The following is an 18,763-nucleotide window of genomic DNA, read 5'->3' on the forward strand; positions in this document are numbered from 1 at the left end:
AAATTTGGATGCACAGGAGGGAGTGCCCCCCTGTGTAAAACTTGACTAATCGTTGTCTATACCAATTAGCTCAATTTCTGCAATTTGCATGAGGTTACTGTCACCAAAATTCTTGGTAATATTGAAACGATACGTCGTATATGCAAACCCATTTGCAATCGCAAATGATCGGCGTTCGAATCGATTATCAAAACTCTCACCAATCCACGTACCAACAACTTCCCATGTATCACCGCCGTCGTTAGAGCCCCATAATTCAAAGTTTTCAGGATCTCTTTCAGGCGCGTCATTCGCACTAGTAATGGCAAGTGCACTCACTACTTTTGCGACAGGCAAGTCCACCTGCACCCATGCTGGGTTCTCTGCCGACGGCACGCTGGCGTTATCTAACCATTTAGTACTGCTGTCGTCATCAAACACCCTATCTTCGTTTTCCCCTTCACTAATGCTCGCTCTTGCGCTATACGTCGCGCCGTCTGCACTGGAGTGATCAACACCGATATATTGCGGGCCAACAAAACCAATTTCAGCAATTTGCATGAGGTTACTGTCACCAAAGTTCTTGGTGATGTTAAAGCGGTAGGTACTGAACGGTAAAAGGTTACTAAAGACAAAATTGCGCTGTTGGAAACGCGCATCAAATGACTCACCAATCCAACTACCTAGTTCAATCCAGGTTGCACCTGCATCATTTGAACCCCAAACGTTAAAGTTTTCTGGATCTCTTTCTGGGGCATCATTAGCACTGGTAAGTGACAATGTATTTACCGTTTTTGCCGTTGGCAGATCTACTTGAATCCACGCTGGGTCTTCTACCGACGGTACACTTGCATTGTCTAACCATTTGGTGTTTGCATCACCATCAAACGCTCTATCTTGGTTTTCGCCTTCGGATATAAAGGCTCTGGCCACATATGTAGCGCCATCGGTCATTGCGTGATTTGCGCCAGCGACTTCAGGGCCAATTAACTCAATTTCGGCAACTTGCATTAACGAGTCATTCCCAAAATTCTTAGTGATGTTTACGCGATAAATGCTGTATGCCAATTGATTTTGAAAACTAAATGACTTGCGCTCAAACCGTTCGTCAAAGGACTCACCCAATACAGTACCAATTTCCACCCATGCATCAGTATCAGCATTTCTGGCCCATAGATTAAAGTTCTCAGGATCACGAGACGGTGCATCATTCGCACTCGTAATTGCCAAGGTATTCACCGCGACAGGCGTATCAAAAGTAACTTCTACCCATGAAGGATCTTCGACAGATGGAACACCTGCGTTATCTAACCACTTAGTCTGCGGGTTGTTGTCGAACACCATGTCTTGATTTTCGCCGTCACTGATAAAGGCACGTGCAACAATGGTTTTTTCGTCAACATCTGAATGCTCAACATCTGTAAATACAGGGCCTAAATAATCGAATTCGGCCACTTGCGTGAGTCCAACATCACCAAAGTTTTTAGTGATATTGAGTCGATAAACCGGAAATTTTAAGCCGTTACTAAATGAAAATGACTGTCGTTCAAATCGCTCGTCGAAAGACAAGCCGACAAACTCTCCCAAGGTAATAAAATTCACGCCATCAAGAGACGCCGTAATATTGAAATTCTCTATATCTCTTTCTGGTGCGTCGTTAGCACTTGTTATAGCAACGGTATTTATTGCTTTTGCTTCGTTAAACTCAACTTGAATCCAAGAAGGGTCGTCCACCGAAGGGGCTGGCCCAAAGTCGTTGTGATCCAGCCATTTGGTTTGAGCATCTCCATCAAACGCCATTGTTTCAGCTTCTGCGTCACTGATACGGTTTCTTGCCGTAATCGTAGCACTGGCAATGTTAGCGTCTGTTGTTATCTCTTGAATTGGCCCGCTGCTTACACTCTCTTCAATAAACGCAAGTTCCAGATCAATCACCTCTTCCGCATTGAGGCCAAGTTGCGTTAAAAACGGCACGGCGGAAACACTAGTAAGCAATCTTTCGCGCAACGTATCTAAAGGGACAGTGTCACCATCGATTGCGGTTTGAATCGATGTTGATGCTAGGTTCATCATATCGTTAAATGATTCGCCTTCAGCAATGTTTGCAAATGCTGCATTGGCTAACGATGCTTTTATTAATGATGGCGAAACTAATTCGTCTGTACATGTTTCGATGTCATTTTCAGTTACGCATGTTTGTCCAACAACAAAGTTATCGTATGATTCAGCACTGATGAGTTTTGTTGTGAAAGCATTCACGCCCGGCGCAAATACCCCTAGACCTTTCAATGTCGTTTCAGAAAACTCCAGCATCGCCGCTTCAAACAGTTCTCTTACGCCTACGTTTCTTCCAGCCGCGGCAGCATTATCAATTAACACAGCTGCCACTGTTGTCAGCGCGTTCGCCTGGAACGAGGCATCTTCAGTACCATCTGCGGCACTAGCATAAGGTACACCGACATAAGTAAAACTGCGCAGGCTAGTACCTTCAAGGGCACTACCGTTTACCGTCTCACCCATTGCTGCGTTCCCGCACATCGGCGCATCACAAACCATACTGGCATCTGCGTCAGCCGTGATAACTACCTGCATCATACTGTTTAGGCCAAAACCGGCGTCACCTTGCACTTCTATATTAATACTGCCGTCATCAGCAGTCTGATTGTCGTTTGTAATGCTGATGTTGGCACCATTTAACTGTGTGATAACCACCTCAGCGTTGGCAAGCGTGCCTTTAGTCGCGCCGCCAATGACATCCGCCGATGTGAAGGTGGATACTGGCGCCCGTGCCGGTAATTCTTCAGAGTTTGGGTCATCCGCACTGCAACCTACTAAGCTTGTTATTGCCACTGCGATAGCCGCAGACAATTTAAGTTTTGTAAACTTTTTCATAATTATTCCTCTATTCAAATCCGTAGTTCTATTCAGCGCCATGATTAAAAACGATAGTTCAGACCAACAAAGAAGCGGCGACCGCCGTACCCATTGCTCAAGAATCTGTCTTTTGTATCATTGCCAACATGGGCATAACTTTCAGACTTGGTTAGATTAATTACAGATGCAGTTGCCGTTAACTGCTCGGTAATGTTGTAGCTAGCATTAACATCAATTTGATCATAAGTATCAGTATAAAAATTGAGAGTTTCTCCGCTAGACAGTGTCAGTAAAGATTGTCCGCCGACCGTTGGGCCAGTTTCTACATAAGATGCTCTGACACTAAAATCTTCATTCTCATAAAACGCAGACAAGTTAAATGAGTAATCGGCCGAGCCAACAAACGGTCGTTCGCCAACAATTTCACCGTCTTGCTCTACCTCTGCAGAACTTGCTTCATTGTCGGTATAATTGGTATATATACCAAAGCCATTTTCAAAGAAGTGCTGCCACGCTATTTCAAATCCTTTTGATGTCGCATTGCCACCGTTACCGGTCGTACCAAAATCAGTCACTACAATGTCTCCGCCTGGCGCAATAGTGTTGCCATTCTGCAATGTAAATTCACGTACCGGAACATTTCGTTGTACGTCAAGCTGCAAAGGTACGCTAAAGCCGTCAACCTCTTTATAAAAATAGGCAAAACTCAATCCCGAACCTTCGCCATAGTAATACTCAAGTGAAAAATCAAACTGATCTGAAGTTTCTGGTTTTAACGTAGAATTACCGCCAGAGCCAGTCCACCCTTCTCTATCAATCAGCGGGTTAAAATCTGGCCTTGAACTAGAGTCCGCCGCCCATTCTGCCGACCGGTATACAAGCGATTGAAATCTGCCCAGCGCATTGTATGACGGTCTCGCAAGTGTTCTAGCTAGCGCTACACGCGCTACCCAATCATCACTGAAATCCCAAACAATGTTGAAACTAGGTAAAATTTCGGTATCGGTTTGCTCTTTGTCAACAATCACCGTATCTCTTTGAATAGCAACGCTTACGGGTTGCGGGTTACCTTGATCATCACTTCTATCTAAAGCATAAACAAATCGGTCGCTAGCTGAGGTAGTGGTAGTGGTATCAACAAAGCGCACACCAAAGTTCCCTCGAAAGTCGCCCCACTGATAATCAGCTTGCACGTAAGCGGCAAATATTTCTTCTTCTACTTCGTATACAAAATCATCTTCAAAACGTGTATATCGCACAAAATTTTGATTAAGAATTTCTGCATATCGATGCCAGTTGACCGCAGGGAAGATATTTGTGTTGATTGCACCAGATATATTGCCTAAAGGTTGGTCTGCAATTACGTCCGTAAGTAACGGAATACCACCATTTCTTGAGTAATCATCGTCTAAATCTATACTCCCTTCGGCTTCTCCCGCCGCAATATCAAAATCTGGAGATAAATAGAAGGTATTACGTGTATCGCGCCTGATCCCGTTTTTACGGTATTTGGCACCAAAACGAATCGCTTCAATAACGCCTAAGTCAGCAAACCAGTCAACATCAAATTGCGCATAATCTTCTTCTTGAGTCCCCGTTTCAAAGCTTGAGTCAGTGGCGCCAATATCAGCTTGACCGCCAATGCCGCTCAATAAGTTTTGGTGCATGGCCGGGTCAATGTAGGTAATTAAGGACTTATCTTCAAAACGCCACCCATAAAAGCGAGATGCATTAGTATTGCTCACATTCGACCCTGAGTAGTAGGCAGAACGGTATTTTTCCGTTGGTCCCCCTTCAGATTCCGTATGCCCAGCTACCGCTCTAATCTCAAATGAGTCGGCTTCATAGGTCGCAAAAAAATCGAAGGTATCTGAGGTAGACTCTTCTCGAACAAATTCACCATTAATACGCGGTATTTGAGCAATAGCTTCCGTACCGCCTGCCCCCACAGAATAATCAATGCCAACTACATACTCTGCTTCGGCGTTTACGCTTACATCAGTCCAATAATTCGGGTTGTTATGCCACTCAGGGTATTCTAACTGGTGTAAAATAGAATCAAGGCCTAAGGTAAATTGAAAGTAATTGACACCTAATTCCAAATTATCAGTCGGTCGCCACTGTGTGGTAAATTGAATACCAGTTCTTTCGCGATCCTCTTCAATTACATTTTGTACAAAGCTTTGTGGGGAAAACCCTGTGGCGCCGCCTTCAACTGGCTGTCCGTCGCGCAACTCTGAATATCTAAAGTTACTGTTCAATATATTTACTACTGAGGATTGGGAGCGATTCAAGCGGTCTTGTTTTACGTAGCCCACTAATACGCCAAAGTCTTCTGCTTCGTTTTTCCAAGAATAAATACCGCTTAACTGCGGTTCATACTTATCTGTGACGTCCGCGTAGGTATACTCCAAATTAACCGCGCCAGAGTTACGCTCCATATCAAGTGGTTTGCGGCTATGCACAACAATTGTTCCGCCAATGCCGCCTTCATCAATTCGCGCTTCTGGTGTTTTAAATACTTCTACTTGGCCGACTAGATTTGAAGGCAATAATTCAAACGAAAATGAACGTGATGGCGCACCAGGGCTCGACGCAATATAGTTGCCGTTTAGTTGGGTCAGGGTTAATCTGGGGCCCAAACCACGAATACTTACTGTAGACCCTTCGCCGCCATTACGGGTAATCAAAACGCCAGGTACCCGCTGCAGTGCATCTGCAACATTTTTATCAGGAAACTTACCAATGTCTTCGGCAGTAATTGCGTCAACAATTGCGTTCGACAGGCGCTTAGTCGCTAAGTTTTCTGCTGAAGAAGCGCGAATACCTCTTATTTCAATTTGTTCAACAACCTCTCCATCTTCTTCTGCGTCATCGTCTGGGGACGTTTGTTGGGCGTTCACAGTGCCAATAGAAGACAGTATTGCCGCAGCTAGGAGTGTGCGTCTATATCGTGTTTTTTGATTGCCTAAATGTGAGTAAACCTTGTTGTAAGCTGTCATTGTGTTTCCTCTGTTTAAATTTTGTCCATCATTTTTTACTGTAAAATAGTAAAACCAAGACCCAGTAAAAGATGATTGAGAAACGCTTTATTGTTCTGCTTTGGCATCGTTTCTCATTTGCATATGCATACAATCTTGCATTAATAAAACATTGACGCGTTAATCTCACGTCTAGAACATCCTTAATCCCAACCCTTTGTAACCGGTTGCAATCCATTTTAAGTTTTCACCCATGCAACCGGTTACATTTACAATTACGTTAAGTGGGTTATTTTTTAATCTATATCGCTAAATTAAATTTCGCAAGCCTAAATTCACATAAATTTAATATTTAGACGTTTTTATCACTATTTATTTCGGCGCCAGCCCAGTGCTGTCACGGACTAGCAAAGTATAAGGTTTAAATTCCGTAATATGCTGAATAGCGTCGCCATTGATCAACTGGTAAAGTATTTGCATTGCTCGCTGCCCCATTTCTACCGCTGGCTGGTCAACCGTTGTCAGCGGCGGATCTATGTATTCACATATATCAATGTTATCAAAACCAACAATTGAAATGTCTTGCGGTATTCGCAATCCTGCATCTTTGATAGCCTTAATGGCACCGATTGCAATTTCGTCGCTAAAACAATATACCGCAGTGGGGTACTCGCCCATAGAAAGCAGCGCCTCCATCGACTCCTTTCCGCATTGCTTAGTATAGCCGCCACGCATAAACCAGTCGTCATTAAACGGGATATTGTGTTCTTGCAATACGCGTTGTAATCCACCTAAGCGGTCGCTCGTCACTAAGCTATCATCTTTACCAGCAATGGCACCAATTTTCGTATGTCCTAACGAAATCAAATGTTTAGCAACATCCCTACTCGCCGCAAAATTATCAATCGTAATATATGGATACTCATAATCACCGTCGATAGCATCACACACACTGACCATCGGCACTGTTTTGGCAATTTCTTTGTCTTTGTCTTCAAAAGGGAACAAATGGTCTAGTTGAATAAGCCCGTCGGCTTTATTGTTAAGCACCATTTCTGCGTATACGCGTTCTCGATTAATGTCATCATTAGTATCCCCGAGTAACACTGAGTAGCCTAGTTTTTGTGCTTCTTCCTCTACACCTTGCACGATGCGCGAGAAAAATGGGTTGGTGAGATCGGTAACAATCACTACCACTGTCTGCGTTTTTCCCGAAGAAAAGTTTTTCGCTAGAATATTTGGCCGATAACCCAGCGTTTCGACAGCTTTCAAAACCTTTTCGCGCGTTTCTGGCAATACCATCTCAGGGTTTTTAAGCGCCCTTGATACAGTCGCAGTAGATACACCAACCAGTTGAGAAATTTTACGCATTGTTGTCATGCACAGATCCCTTTACTCTCAAAATTTCAGCCAGTAATACAATAAAAATCTTTATACTACCTATACTTACTTATCATACCGAAGTTTTTACATTCGCCAATTAAAATAATTTAACAAAATTCATTTGACGAATGCAATCGGTTACATTAGGTTTATAGCAGGTGATGAGATTTTGTCCAACTAAAGATTAATAAATATTTAAGAAATATCCAAGGGGAACTTGTATGTATTTTAAGACAGGCGCAATATTACTGGGTTTAAGTTGCCTCATGGGATGCTCCCAAGCACCTGCCTTATCTGACGAAGCATCTCAGGCGAATAGCTCGTCTGGCACAACCATTAACCTCGTAGATAAAGACAATCTAGTCCAATATGTTAATCCATTGGTGGGTAGTGACTCCGAATTTATATTGTCAAACGGAAATACTTATCCTGCCATTGCACTGCCATGGGGGATGAATTTTTGGACACCAATGACCTCAAAGATGGGGGATGGTTGGACGTACAAGTACGACGAATACAAAATACGGGGATTCAAACAAACGCATCAACCAAGCCCGTGGTTAAATGATTACGCAGCATTTTCGTTTATGCCAGTGGTTGGTGAGCTAAAATTTGAAGAAGAATCCCGTGCATCATGGTTTTCTCATAAAGCAGAAACGTCACTACCTCATTATTACTCGGTATACCTTGCAGATTACGATGTTGTCACCGAAATAACCCCCACGCAACGCGCCGCACAATTTCAGTTTACGTTTCCCGAAACCAATGACGCCTATATTCTCTTAGATGCATTTCACAAGGGCTCCATGGTAAAGATACTGCCGAAAGAACGAAAAATAATTGGCTATGCTAGGAATAATCATGGCGGAGTGCCTGATAACTTCCACAATTATTTTGTTGCTTATTTTGATAAGGACTTTGAGCTAGCCCAAACATGGACAGATGGTTGGAAGCTTACGGCTAATAGCACCGAGCAAACTGGCGATCATGTCGGTGCCATCATAAAGTTCGCGACTTCTCGCGGCGAAAAAGTGAATGTAAAAGTAGCCTCTTCATTTATTAGCTTGGAACAAGCCGAAATTAACTTAGCGCGAGAGCTTGGTAAAGACAGTTTTGAAGTGACTAAACAAAAAGGCTTTGAGGCTTGGCAAAAAGAACTGAGCCGCATTCAAATAGAAAGCGCCAACATTGACCAAGTAAAAACCTTCTATTCCTCACTTTACCGATTACTGCTGTTTCCACGTTCATTTTATGAATATGACAGTAACAACGACATTGTTCATTACAGTCCCTATAACGGGCAAGTGCTGCCGGGCTATATGTATACCGACAATGGCTTTTGGGATACCTTCAGAGCCGTATTCCCATTTTTCACGCTTATGTATCCGAGCCTTGATACGCAAATCATGCAAGGGTTGGTCAATACATATGAAGAGTCGGGTTGGCTACCAGAGTGGGCTAGCCCTGGTCACCGAGGGGTCATGATAGGATCAAATTCGGCGATTAATATTGCCGATGCCTACATTAAAAACATTCGTGACTACGACGCCAATACACTCTTGGAAGCCATGTTAAAAAATGCCACCGTGGAAGAAGGTAGGCCGGTATCTTCGGTTGGGCGCGAAGGGGTAGACTACTACAACGACCTAGGATATGTGCCGTATGACGTTGGCATTCACGAAAATGCTGCGCGCACGCTTGAATATGCGTTTGCAGATTTTAACATTGCGCAAATGGCAACCTCGATGGGCAAACATGAGTTAGCCGCAAAATATTACAAAAAATCGCTTAACTACCAACACTTATTTGATCCAGAAACGGGTTGGATGCGCGGAAAGAATAAAGACGGAAACTTCCAGTCTCCCTTTAACCCATTGAAATGGGGCGACGCGTTTACAGAAGGGAATGCGCTGCATTATACATGGTCAGTTTTTCATGATGTGCAGGGCTTAATTGAACTAATGGGTGGAGAGACAGGTTTTATCAACAAATTAGACGAAGTGTTTACGATGCCGCCACTCTTCGATGACTCATATTATGGCTTTACCATCCACGAAATTCGTGAAATGCAAATTGTAAATATGGGTAACTACGCCCATGGCAATCAGCCTATTCAACATATGATTTATTTATACAATCACGCGCGCCAGCCTTACAAAGCGCAAGCTAAACTTCGCGACGTAATGACTAAACTGTATCAACCAACACCTGACGGTTATGCAGGTGATGAAGATAACGGGCAAACGTCAGCGTGGTATGTATTCAGTGCACTTGGCTTATACTCAGTGACACCGGGGGTTCCGCAATATGTTGTAGGTAGCCCGCTATTTGATAAAGCCACCCTCACCTTAGAAAACGGCAACACAGTACAAATTACCGCACATAATAACAAACCTGAGAATGTCTACATCGACAGCATGAAATTTAACGCGCAAACACATAATAAAAGTTGGGTAGATCATCATGCATTGATGCAAGGCGCTAACATAGATTTTTATATGTCGAATGTACCCAACAAGCACTGGGCGATTGAAGATGACTCCGTGCCGTATTCTATGTCGTTACACCTCAATAATGACGACAACAAGGAATAGTCATGCATATTAATCCAACAAACCCGCCAACCGAACATAATGATAAAAAATCCATGGCGCTATTTGCGCTGAGCGCTTTATTTTCATTATTCTTCATTTGGGGATTTATTACTGCGCTAAACGACATTTTACTTCCCTTTTTAAAAGCGGCTTTCGATTTATCATATTTAGAAGCTGGATTAGTGCAATTCTGCTTTTTTATCGCCTACTTTGTTGTGTCTCCATTTGCCGGGCGGCTGCTCGATGACATTGGCTACAAAAAAGGTATTATTGTTGGCTTGCTCACCATTGCTGCTGGGTGTTGCTTATTTTACCCTGCCGCGGCACTAGAAATTTATGCCCTATTTTTATTTGCCTTATTTGTATTGGCAAGTGGTATCGCTTTTTTGCAAGTCAGCGCAAACCCATATGTTGCCGTACTCGGCCCTGAAAAAACGGCAGCAAGTAGACTAAACCTCGCGCAAGCAACCAATTCGGTTGGGCATACTATTGGCCCCTACTTTGGCGCGACACTCATTTTGGCCAATATGTCTGAACAAGGCGAAAACGCAGCAACCGCGGTACAAATGCCATATATATTAATCGCGGTGTTCGCGATTGTCATCGCCTTAGTATTTTCGCGCTTAAAGCTCCCCAACATCGGAGAACATTTAAAACAAGTTGAATCAAGTGGCGCGCTGACCATTAAAAGCCACCCCCATCTTACGTTTGGTGTTGTCGGCATATTTTTATATGTAGGAGCAGAAGTCGCGGTTGGCAGCTACTTAGTCAATTACTTTATGCAAATGGACGGTATTGAGATGGACAACGTCACGGCTGGGAAAATGGTCTCGTATTATTGGCTATCAGCCATGGCTGGACGATTCATTGGCGCTGCGCTGACTCGATACATATCTGCGACCTACGTATTAGCTTTCAATAGCGTATTTGCCATCATCATGATCGTATTTTCCATTAATACCACTGGTAATACAGCAATATGGAGTATTTTGTTAGTAGGATTATTTAACTCCATTATGTTTCCAACCATATTTGCCCTTGCTATTCGCGGACTTGGAGAACACACAGGTAAAGGATCTGGTTTTTTGTGCCAAGCAATTGTCGGCGGGGCTATTGTGCCAATGTTACAAGGGTTTGCGGCTGATGCTATTTCGTTAAAACTCAGCTTTATCGTGCCCGCGGCATGTTACGGCTATATTCTTTGGTATGCGCTAAAAGGTGCAAATTATTCTCAAGCTGATACGCGCGGTGATGCATGAAAAAGCTAGTCTGTTTTGGAGAAGCACTCATCGACTTCTTACATGCTGAACAAGAGATGCATGGTGGTCTTAACATACCCATATTTAAGCAATTTCCTGGTGGCGCTCCCGCTAACGCTGCAGTGGCAGTCGCTAAGCTTGGCGGGAACGCTTTTTTTGCAGGTCAAGTAGGTGATGACACCTTCGGTCATTTTTTACGGAATGCACTAGCTTATTATGGCGTAAACACGACACATACATTAATGCACCCTGAGGCACAAACTGCACTTGCATTTGTAAGCCTAGATCATGAAGGTGAACGGTCTTTTTCGTTTTATCGACAAAATACTGCTGATGTCATTGTCAATGAAGACCAATTCCCTCAAACAATATTTAGCGATGGCGACATACTTCATGTATGTAGCAATACCCTAACCTCTAAAGATATTGCTAATACAACTCTATCTCTGGCATCTCGCGCTAAAAGCAATCATGCAATTGTGAGTGTTGATGTAAACCTGCGTCATAACTTGTGGGACACGGGTAATGCAGATATACAAGTCGTGAATGCATTACTTTCACTTGCAAATATCATTAAATTTTCAAAAGAAGAACTCGGCTATTTATCCGATGAAAACGATGATGCTTATATAGACAAGCTACTCCAAGAAAATAAGGACTGTTTATTAATCGTCGTCACTGACGGCGCAAAGTCTGTGCGTTACTTCACCCCTACGTTTAGCACTTCGCTCGATGTTCCTTGCGTTGACGTCGTCGATACGACTTGTGGGGGCGACAGCTTTATTGGCGGCTTACTTTACTGTTTGCTGGAAGAGTATACACCTGAACAAGTCATCGCCAGCGACGATAGATTGCAACACATTATTCGCTTTGCCATTGCATGTGGTGCACACACAGTGTCTAGACAAGGCGCCTTCCCAGCCCTGCCAACATTGAATGACGTGTCTACATTTTTACCCATTTATCAGAATCAACAAGATTCCGCGCAACATAAATATATATAGGTAGCTCTATGCTAAACATGCCAGCGTTTACAGAAAAACAATTTGTCACTGACCACATAAAAAGTATTTTAGCTTTTTACGACGCTAAAGTAGATGATGAGAGTGGCGGTTACTTTCAAAACTACAAAGATGACGGCAGCATATTTAACCCTGAATTCAAACAGCTGGTAAGCAGTACACGTATTGTCGTTAACTACGCGGTTGCATTCAAACTGTTTGGTAAAGAAGAGTATAAAGCGCGCGCCGTTCGTGGCATTCGCTTCGTTGAAGATATCCATTGGCAGCCTGAACAAAACGCCTATGCCTGGACATTACATAACAACCAAGCACAAGACATGACGCAACAGGCTTACGGCTATGCCTTTGTTTTATTGGCATACGCCGCCCTACACAAATATCAGATTCTGGATTGTAGAGACAACATGCAAACGGTATTTGCTCAACTTGAGACGTCCTTTTGGCAAACAGACTACGGACTCTACGCCGACGAAATCAGTGCAGACGGTGTGTTAAGTGATTATCGCGGACAAAACGCAAATATGCACCTGTGTGAAGCAATGCTGATGGCTTACGAGGCTTCTGGCGATATTCAATATTTAGACAAAGCCGAAACAATTGCGAATAACATTTGTTTTCGCCAAGCAGAACTGACCAATGGACTCGTGTGGGAACATTACACAAAAACATTTTTACCTGATTGGGAATATAATAAAGACGATCCCAAAAATTTGTATCGTCCTTGGGGGTTTCAGCCAGGCCATCAAACTGAGTGGACCAAGTTATTACTGTCCTTACACAGACATCGTCCATCCGCAAAGTATGAAAATAAAGCGATTGAGCTTTTCGACATTGCTTACGGTACCGCTTGGGATAACGAATACGGCGGTCTGGTGTATGGTTTCTCACCCGATGGGAAATGGTGTGACGAAGACAAATATTTTTGGGTGCAAGCAGAGAGTATCGCTGCCGCTGCAATGATTTACGAGCTTACAGGTAACAACGACTATTTAGATGCCTATCAGGCACTCTGGGCGTACTGTTGGAAACACATGATTGACCATGAATATGGTGCGTGGTTTAGATTACTTACACGCGAAAATGGCAAAACAAGTGACGAAAAAAGTAGCGCTGGAGCTAAGTGTGATTATCATTCATTATGTGCTTGTGCGGAAGTGCTAAGGGTTATTGGTGACAATGAAAAACTTAGCCCTTTTGCCAAGTAATACCTAGTATCAAACGACGGTATTTAAGATGAAACAATATGTAAAGTACACACTCATTGTTGGGCTAATTGGCATAGCAATGGGTTGTAGTAATCAGGAAGTTTCTGCGCCTACGCCTGCCGCGTCACACGATGCGTTTGACCCCGTGCAATATGTTGACCCTTTCATTGGTACTGCGGGAAAAGGTAAAACGTACCCAGGAGCGACCGTGCCATACGGCCGTGTGCAACTTAGTCCAAACAATGGTAGAAATGGTTGGGATTGGATTTCTGGTTATTTTCACCCTGATGATGTGATCGCCGGATTTGCTCACCAACATTTAAGCGGCACCGGCGCAGGTGATCTCTACGACATATTGTTTATGCCATTGACCCTGCCGACTAAGCAAAAAATACTCGATGACGTATTAAACCAACCGGTCATTCATTCGGCATTTAGTCATGTGCAAGAACAGGCTTCTCCGGGGTATTATCAGGTACATTTAGCCGATTATAATATTGATGTGGAACTCACATCCGCCTTACGCACAGGTGTGCAGCGATACACATATAATGATACCAATAAACCTGCTTGGGTAAGATTAGATCTGTCATACAGCAGAAACTGGGACAAAACGAAAGAGACACATATTGAAGTTGTTGACCCATACACCATACAAGGTTACCGCTTGTCGAGTGGCTGGGCAGAAGATCAACGCGTATATTTTTATACGCGATTTTCGGCGCCCATAAAAACACATGACATCGTCAAAGATGAAAATGGCGACGTCGGCATGTTTTCATTTGATGTTCACACGTCAAATCAGCATCAATTAGAAGTAAAAACGGCGTTGAGTTCTGTTAGCGTGACAAACGCTAAACAGAATTTTTTATCTGATATTCAAACGACTGACGACTTTAGTTCACTGAGACTTGCCGCAAAACAGGCATGGCAAAAACAATTGGGTAAAATTGAAATTGCTGCGTCGCCTGACAACATGGTGCAGTTTTATACTGCACTTTATCACGCGTCGCTAGCGCCTCGGGTATTTTCTGACGTGAATGGTCAGTATAAAGGGCCAGATGGTAGTATTCACTCAACGCAAGACGATACTCGATATTCATTTTTTTCGTTGTGGGATACATTCCGGGCATTGCACCCTTGGAATACCTTATATGCGCCCAAAGTAAACGCGGAAATGATGCTATCGCTAATGTCTCACTATGAAGTCACCGGCCTTTTACCCGTGTGGAATTTTCAGGGCAACGAAACCAATATGATGATGGGGTACCACTCAGTGCCTGTGCTCGTCGATGCTTATTTAAAAGGTGATTTAGAGCTTTCTGGCGAATCGATACTTAATGCTGCGCTTACCAGCGCGAGCCAGCAACAATTTGGCATCGGCAGTTATCAAACGCTAGGGTTTGTTCCATTTACTGAAACCAAATGGAACGTATCTAAAACCTTAGAATATGCCTATGATGACTGGGCGATTGCACAACTTGCAAAAGCCTTGGACAAAGACGCCATTTATCAAACCTTCCTCAAGCGGTCTAAAAACTATCAACATCATTTCGATCGTGAAACTGGTTTTATGCGAGCAAAAAATGTCGATGGCGAATACCGAGTCCCGTTTGACCCAATGGCTTATCGCCCTACAGAAGATTATTGCGAAGCCAATGCGTGGCAATATACCTTCTTTGTTCCGCATGACATAAACGGTTTGGTTGAGCTATACGGGTCTGCGCTCGCGTTTGATGCTAAATTAGATGAAATGTTTTCGACTGAACAAGCGGAAGATCAACTGCCAGAGTGGATATCTGGTTACATTGGACAATATGTACATGGCAATGAACCAGCGCATCACGTGCCCTACTTGTACCAGTATGTCAATCAAGGTCATAAAACCCAAGCCCGTGTTCGGCAAATTATGGACACCTTGTATACCACCGCGCCTGACGGCCTCTGTGGAAACGAAGATGCAGGACAAATGTCGGCGTGGTATTTATTTAGTGCGCTGGGGTTTTATCCGGTCGATCCGGTATCGGGTGAATATGTACTTGGCAGCCCTGAAATAAACAGTGCCAAGTGGCAACTGGACAATGGAAATACATTTACCATAAAGGCGAACAATCAGTCACCCGACAATGTATACGTAAAATCAGCCATGCTAAATGGCAAACCATTGCTGGGCTTCACTGTATCTCACGAGCAAATCATGCAGGGTGGAGAATTAATTTTTAATATGAGTAATACACCAAATGAAAACTAATGGACAGATAGCTAGTATTTGCGGGCCATTCTTGCGCAAATCACTGCGCTTAGTTACTCATCGCTATTTTGCCATGCCACTAATTGCACTTTTACTTGTCAATGCTTGCAATGCAAAACATACGGCCGATGAAAATGCAATTGAAGCCAAACCCAATCTGCAAAATCTAACACAATATGTAAATCCATTTATTGGCACAAGTAACTTCGGCGCGACGCACCCCGGCGCACAGTACCCTCATGGCATGGCGTCTGTCGTGCCCTTCAATGTTGCTCATGGTGAACGACAAGGCAATACATTTGAAAAAGATGCTAGCTGGCATTCTCGTCCATATGTACATGAAAACACGTTTTTAACCGGGTTCAGTCACGTTAATTTAAGCGGTGTGGGCTGTCCTGAATTGGGCACGCTACTTTTAATGCCAAGCGCCGGTGATTTAGTACTCGACCCCGCAGTGTATGGTAGCACCTACACGGACGAAGTCGCTTCACCAGGTTACTACAGTAACAAATTAACGAAATACAACATTAAAACAGAAGTGACAAGTAGCTTACGCACAGGTATTAGCCGATACCATTTTCCAGCAGGGAATAATCACGTTTTGTTTAATATTGGTTTAGGGCTCACTAACGAAACTGGCGGAATGATTCAACGTGTTTCGGATACTGAAATTGAGGGCTTTCGTACCATTGGTACCTTTTGTTATCGACCCGAAGATGTTCGCCCTGTTTACTTTGTTGTGAAGCTAAATAAAACACCAGACCGTTCAGGTGTTTTTAAGAAAATGCCCGCGTTTAAAAACGTAGAAGCGGATTGGGTAAGTTATAACGATACATATAAAACATATGAAAATTATCACTCGCCTATGGCGGGTGACGACATTGGCGCTTACTTTTCTTTTACGCATGATGCCCCTAACACCGTTGAAGTAAAAGTTGGTATATCGTATGTGAGCATGGAAAATGCGCGAGAAAACTTGCATGCTGAGCAAGCAAATTTTGCGTTTAATGACACCAAAATAAAAGCCGAAACTGCATGGAACAAGTTGTTAAATCGAATTAAGGTGGAAGGCAGTCGACACAATAAACGCCTGTTTTACTCCGCACTTTACCACATGCTGATTCATCCCAATATACTTCAAGATGTTAACGGTGAGTACCCTAAAATGGGCGCTCATGAAATAGGTAATACAGGGGGTAAAAATCGATACACCACTTTTTCACTATGGGACACCAGCCGGAATGTTCACCCGTTTTTAAGTTTAGTTTACCCTGAATTGCAGTCTGACATGGTCAAGAGCATGTTAAATATGGCGGTAGAAAGCGGTTGGATGCCTAAGTGGGAACTCCTAAGTATGGAAACCGATGTCATGGTCGGCGATCCTGCCGCGGCCGTCATCGCTGATACTTATTTGCGCGGGATACAAGACTTTGATATTGAATCTGCCTATGCGTTTTTGACAAAAGCGAGCGATACCGTTGCGAACAACCCCATTAGAAAAGAGAATCCGGACTACAGTGCACTTGGCTATGTGCCAATAGACGATGAAGATACATGGGGCGGCAGTGTATCGACAAGTTTGGAATATTATGTCGCTGATTACAGTATTTCACAACTTGCAAAGGCCTTGAATAAACAAGACGATGCAAAGCGTTATTACGCCAAATCATTAGGGTATAAGCATCTGCTTGATACTCAAACGGGCATGTTACGTCCTAAATGGCGAGATGGCCGTTGGTACTCGCCTTATGACCCCGAATTAGGACGTAACTTTGAACCTGCACCTGGTTACGTTGAAGGCAACGCATGGAATTATCGGTTCTATGTACCGCATGATATACCGGGGTTAATCGAGGCACTCGGAGGGAGTAAAGTTTTTTTACAGCAACTTCAAATGTGTTTTGATACGGACAACTATGACATGGCAAATGAGCCAGATATTACCTACCCCTTTTTGTTTAATTATGTAGCGGGTGAAGCATGGCGCAGTCAACAAAAGGTCGCTGAACTGATCGACAAGTATTTTCTGGATACGCCAGCGGGACTGCCCGGAAATGACGACGCAGGCACGATGTCAGCCTGGTTAGCATTTAGCATGCTAGGGCTTTATCCAGTGTCGCCAGCACATATGGACTATGCTATTGTGACGCCGCAATTTGATCGCATCGAAATTGCCCTCTCTGACAAATATTATCAAGGGAAAAGCTTAGTCATTAAAACTGACTCTCGGACAAATGAGTCTCAGACAAGTGCTAGGCCTCAGTATATTCAATCCGTCAGCTTCAAAGACCAGACTATTACCAACTACTTTGTAGACCACCACACACTCGTGACAGGTGGCACGCTTAATGTTGTTTTGTCTGACACTCCTGTCAAAAAACAATATGACAATCGAAATGACAACGAAGGCAACTCATATGTTAAATAAACTGAGTGTTAGGTGAACTAGATGCGTAATATTGAAGTGTGTCTAGACACGACAAACGCTCGCCAGTTTATTGAAAACCTGTCAGTAGCAATTGATTGCGGCGTAAAACGCTTTGAACTCTGTACGAACATGCATAAAGACGGTTTAACACCTGACATGTCTACGGTAGAAAGTGCATGTAACTTAATTGCTCGTCAATACAGTTTTTCGTCAGCCAATGCGCCTGAAATTGGGGTAATGATTCGCTTGCACAATAATAATTTCACAGTCACGAACAAGCAGCTTATTACTATGGGAACACAACTGCAGAATGCCAGTGACGCAGGTGCACAAGGCGTAGTTTTTGGTGTGCTAGACAAACACGGTACGATTGATATTGACGCAATGAAGTACCTATGTCACGAAGCGAAAGTACACAGTCTTAACATCGGTATCCATAGAGCATTTGATGTCTTAAAAAATAGCCCAGAGAGAGTAACTTCATTACTTGAATTAGGTGTTCAACGAATTTTATCCAGTGGCTCTTCATGGCTAAACAAACAAGAGGCAACGATGGGCTTAGCTAACTTAACCGATACGCTGTCAAGGCTACCTATCGGTGCTCAACTTGTTGTTGCCGGAGGGGTAAATGCCGACAATGCATGTATTATAGAGAGCAATCTAATTAAAGCTGCGCGCAATACTCATCAGCTTTGGTTACACGCTTATTCTGGTGTATTGTCAAACCATAAACTCTGCCCAATACTTACACGAAAACTTGTTAATCCGCTGTGCTAACTGAACAAAT

Annotated in this window: 10 protein-coding genes; 7 read left to right on the forward strand and 3 right to left on the reverse strand. The window is 43.4% G+C overall.

What is annotated here, in order from left to right:
• Nucleotides 1–45: 45 nt before the first annotated feature.
• From QQK00_RS06665 to QQK00_RS06675, 3 genes are all read right to left on the reverse strand, one after another.
• Nucleotides 46–2,871 carry a discoidin domain-containing protein gene (locus QQK00_RS06665; RefSeq protein WP_284216703.1) on the reverse strand — a complete coding sequence of 942 codons (2,826 nt, stop codon included), beginning with the start codon at nt 2,869–2,871 and terminating at the stop codon, nt 46–48.
• A gap of 44 nt (nt 2,872–2,915) precedes the next feature.
• Complete coding sequence (locus tag QQK00_RS06670; RefSeq protein WP_284216704.1) at nt 2,916–5,855, reverse strand: TonB-dependent receptor; 2,940 nt, start codon at nt 5,853–5,855, stop codon at nt 2,916–2,918.
• A gap of 351 nt (nt 5,856–6,206) precedes the next feature.
• Nucleotides 6,207–7,214, reverse strand: a complete 1,008-nt coding sequence (locus QQK00_RS06675) for a LacI family DNA-binding transcriptional regulator (protein ID WP_284216705.1) — start codon at nt 7,212–7,214, stop codon at nt 6,207–6,209.
• A 224-nt stretch (nt 7,215–7,438) separates the two neighbouring features.
• Here QQK00_RS06675 and QQK00_RS06680 point away from each other — a divergent pair, with 224 nt between their 5' ends.
• The 7 genes from QQK00_RS06680 to QQK00_RS06710 are packed head-to-tail and all read left to right on the forward strand — an operon-like array spanning nt 7,439 to nt 18,753.
• Nucleotides 7,439–9,811 carry a GH92 family glycosyl hydrolase gene (locus tag QQK00_RS06680; protein WP_284216706.1) on the forward strand — a complete coding sequence of 791 codons (2,373 nt, stop codon included), beginning with the start codon at nt 7,439–7,441 and terminating at the stop codon, nt 9,809–9,811.
• Nucleotides 9,812–9,813: 2 nt separating this feature from the next.
• On the forward strand, nt 9,814–11,070 hold the full coding sequence (locus tag QQK00_RS06685; RefSeq protein ID WP_284216707.1) for a sugar MFS transporter: 1,257 nt from the start codon (nt 9,814–9,816) through the stop codon (nt 11,068–11,070).
• Nucleotides 11,067–12,074 carry a carbohydrate kinase family protein gene (locus tag QQK00_RS06690; protein WP_284216708.1) on the forward strand — a complete coding sequence of 336 codons (1,008 nt, stop codon included), beginning with the start codon at nt 11,067–11,069 and terminating at the stop codon, nt 12,072–12,074. The genes QQK00_RS06685 and QQK00_RS06690 overlap by 4 nt, the downstream gene beginning before the upstream one ends.
• 8 nt (nt 12,075–12,082) lie before the next feature.
• Nucleotides 12,083–13,297 (forward strand): AGE family epimerase/isomerase, encoded by a 1,215-nt coding sequence (locus QQK00_RS06695; protein WP_284216709.1) that lies wholly within the window; start codon nt 12,083–12,085, stop codon nt 13,295–13,297.
• Nucleotides 13,298–13,325: 28 nt separating this feature from the next.
• Nucleotides 13,326–15,548, forward strand: a complete 2,223-nt coding sequence (locus QQK00_RS06700; protein ID WP_348521140.1) for a GH92 family glycosyl hydrolase — start codon at nt 13,326–13,328, stop codon at nt 15,546–15,548.
• Nucleotides 15,538–17,976 carry a GH92 family glycosyl hydrolase gene (locus tag QQK00_RS06705; protein WP_284216710.1) on the forward strand — a complete coding sequence of 813 codons (2,439 nt, stop codon included), beginning with the start codon at nt 15,538–15,540 and terminating at the stop codon, nt 17,974–17,976. The genes QQK00_RS06700 and QQK00_RS06705 overlap by 11 nt, the downstream gene beginning before the upstream one ends.
• Before the next feature lie 21 nt (nt 17,977–17,997).
• A complete protein-coding gene (locus QQK00_RS06710; protein ID WP_284216711.1) occupies nt 17,998–18,753 on the forward strand; it encodes a copper homeostasis protein CutC in 756 nt (251 codons plus the stop codon).
• Nucleotides 18,754–18,763: the final 10 nt, after the last annotated feature.

It is taken from the genome of Agaribacter marinus (genome assembly GCF_030160655.1).
Lineage (GTDB): Bacteria > Pseudomonadota > Gammaproteobacteria > Enterobacterales > Alteromonadaceae > Glaciecola > Glaciecola marina.

Bases quoted from the DNA above. Each gene is read 5' to 3' on its own strand.
- QQK00_RS06665 (WP_284216703.1), bottom strand. From the start codon at position 2,871: ATGAAAAAGTTTACAAAACTTAAATTGTCTGCGGCTATCGCAGTGGCA.
- QQK00_RS06670 (WP_284216704.1), bottom strand. From the start codon at position 5,855: ATGACAGCTTACAACAAGGTTTACTCACATTTAGGCAATCAAAAAACA.
- QQK00_RS06675 (WP_284216705.1), bottom strand. From the start codon at position 7,214: ATGACAACAATGCGTAAAATTTCTCAACTGGTTGGTGTATCTACTGCG.
- QQK00_RS06680 (WP_284216706.1), top strand. From the start codon at position 7,439: ATGTATTTTAAGACAGGCGCAATATTACTGGGTTTAAGTTGCCTCATG.
- QQK00_RS06685 (WP_284216707.1), top strand. From the start codon at position 9,814: ATGCATATTAATCCAACAAACCCGCCAACCGAACATAATGATAAAAAA.
- QQK00_RS06690 (WP_284216708.1), top strand. From the start codon at position 11,067: ATGAAAAAGCTAGTCTGTTTTGGAGAAGCACTCATCGACTTCTTACAT.
- QQK00_RS06695 (WP_284216709.1), top strand. From the start codon at position 12,083: ATGCTAAACATGCCAGCGTTTACAGAAAAACAATTTGTCACTGACCAC.
- QQK00_RS06700 (WP_348521140.1), top strand. From the start codon at position 13,326: ATGAAACAATATGTAAAGTACACACTCATTGTTGGGCTAATTGGCATA.
- QQK00_RS06705 (WP_284216710.1), top strand. From the start codon at position 15,538: ATGAAAACTAATGGACAGATAGCTAGTATTTGCGGGCCATTCTTGCGC.
- QQK00_RS06710 (WP_284216711.1), top strand. From the start codon at position 17,998: ATGCGTAATATTGAAGTGTGTCTAGACACGACAAACGCTCGCCAGTTT.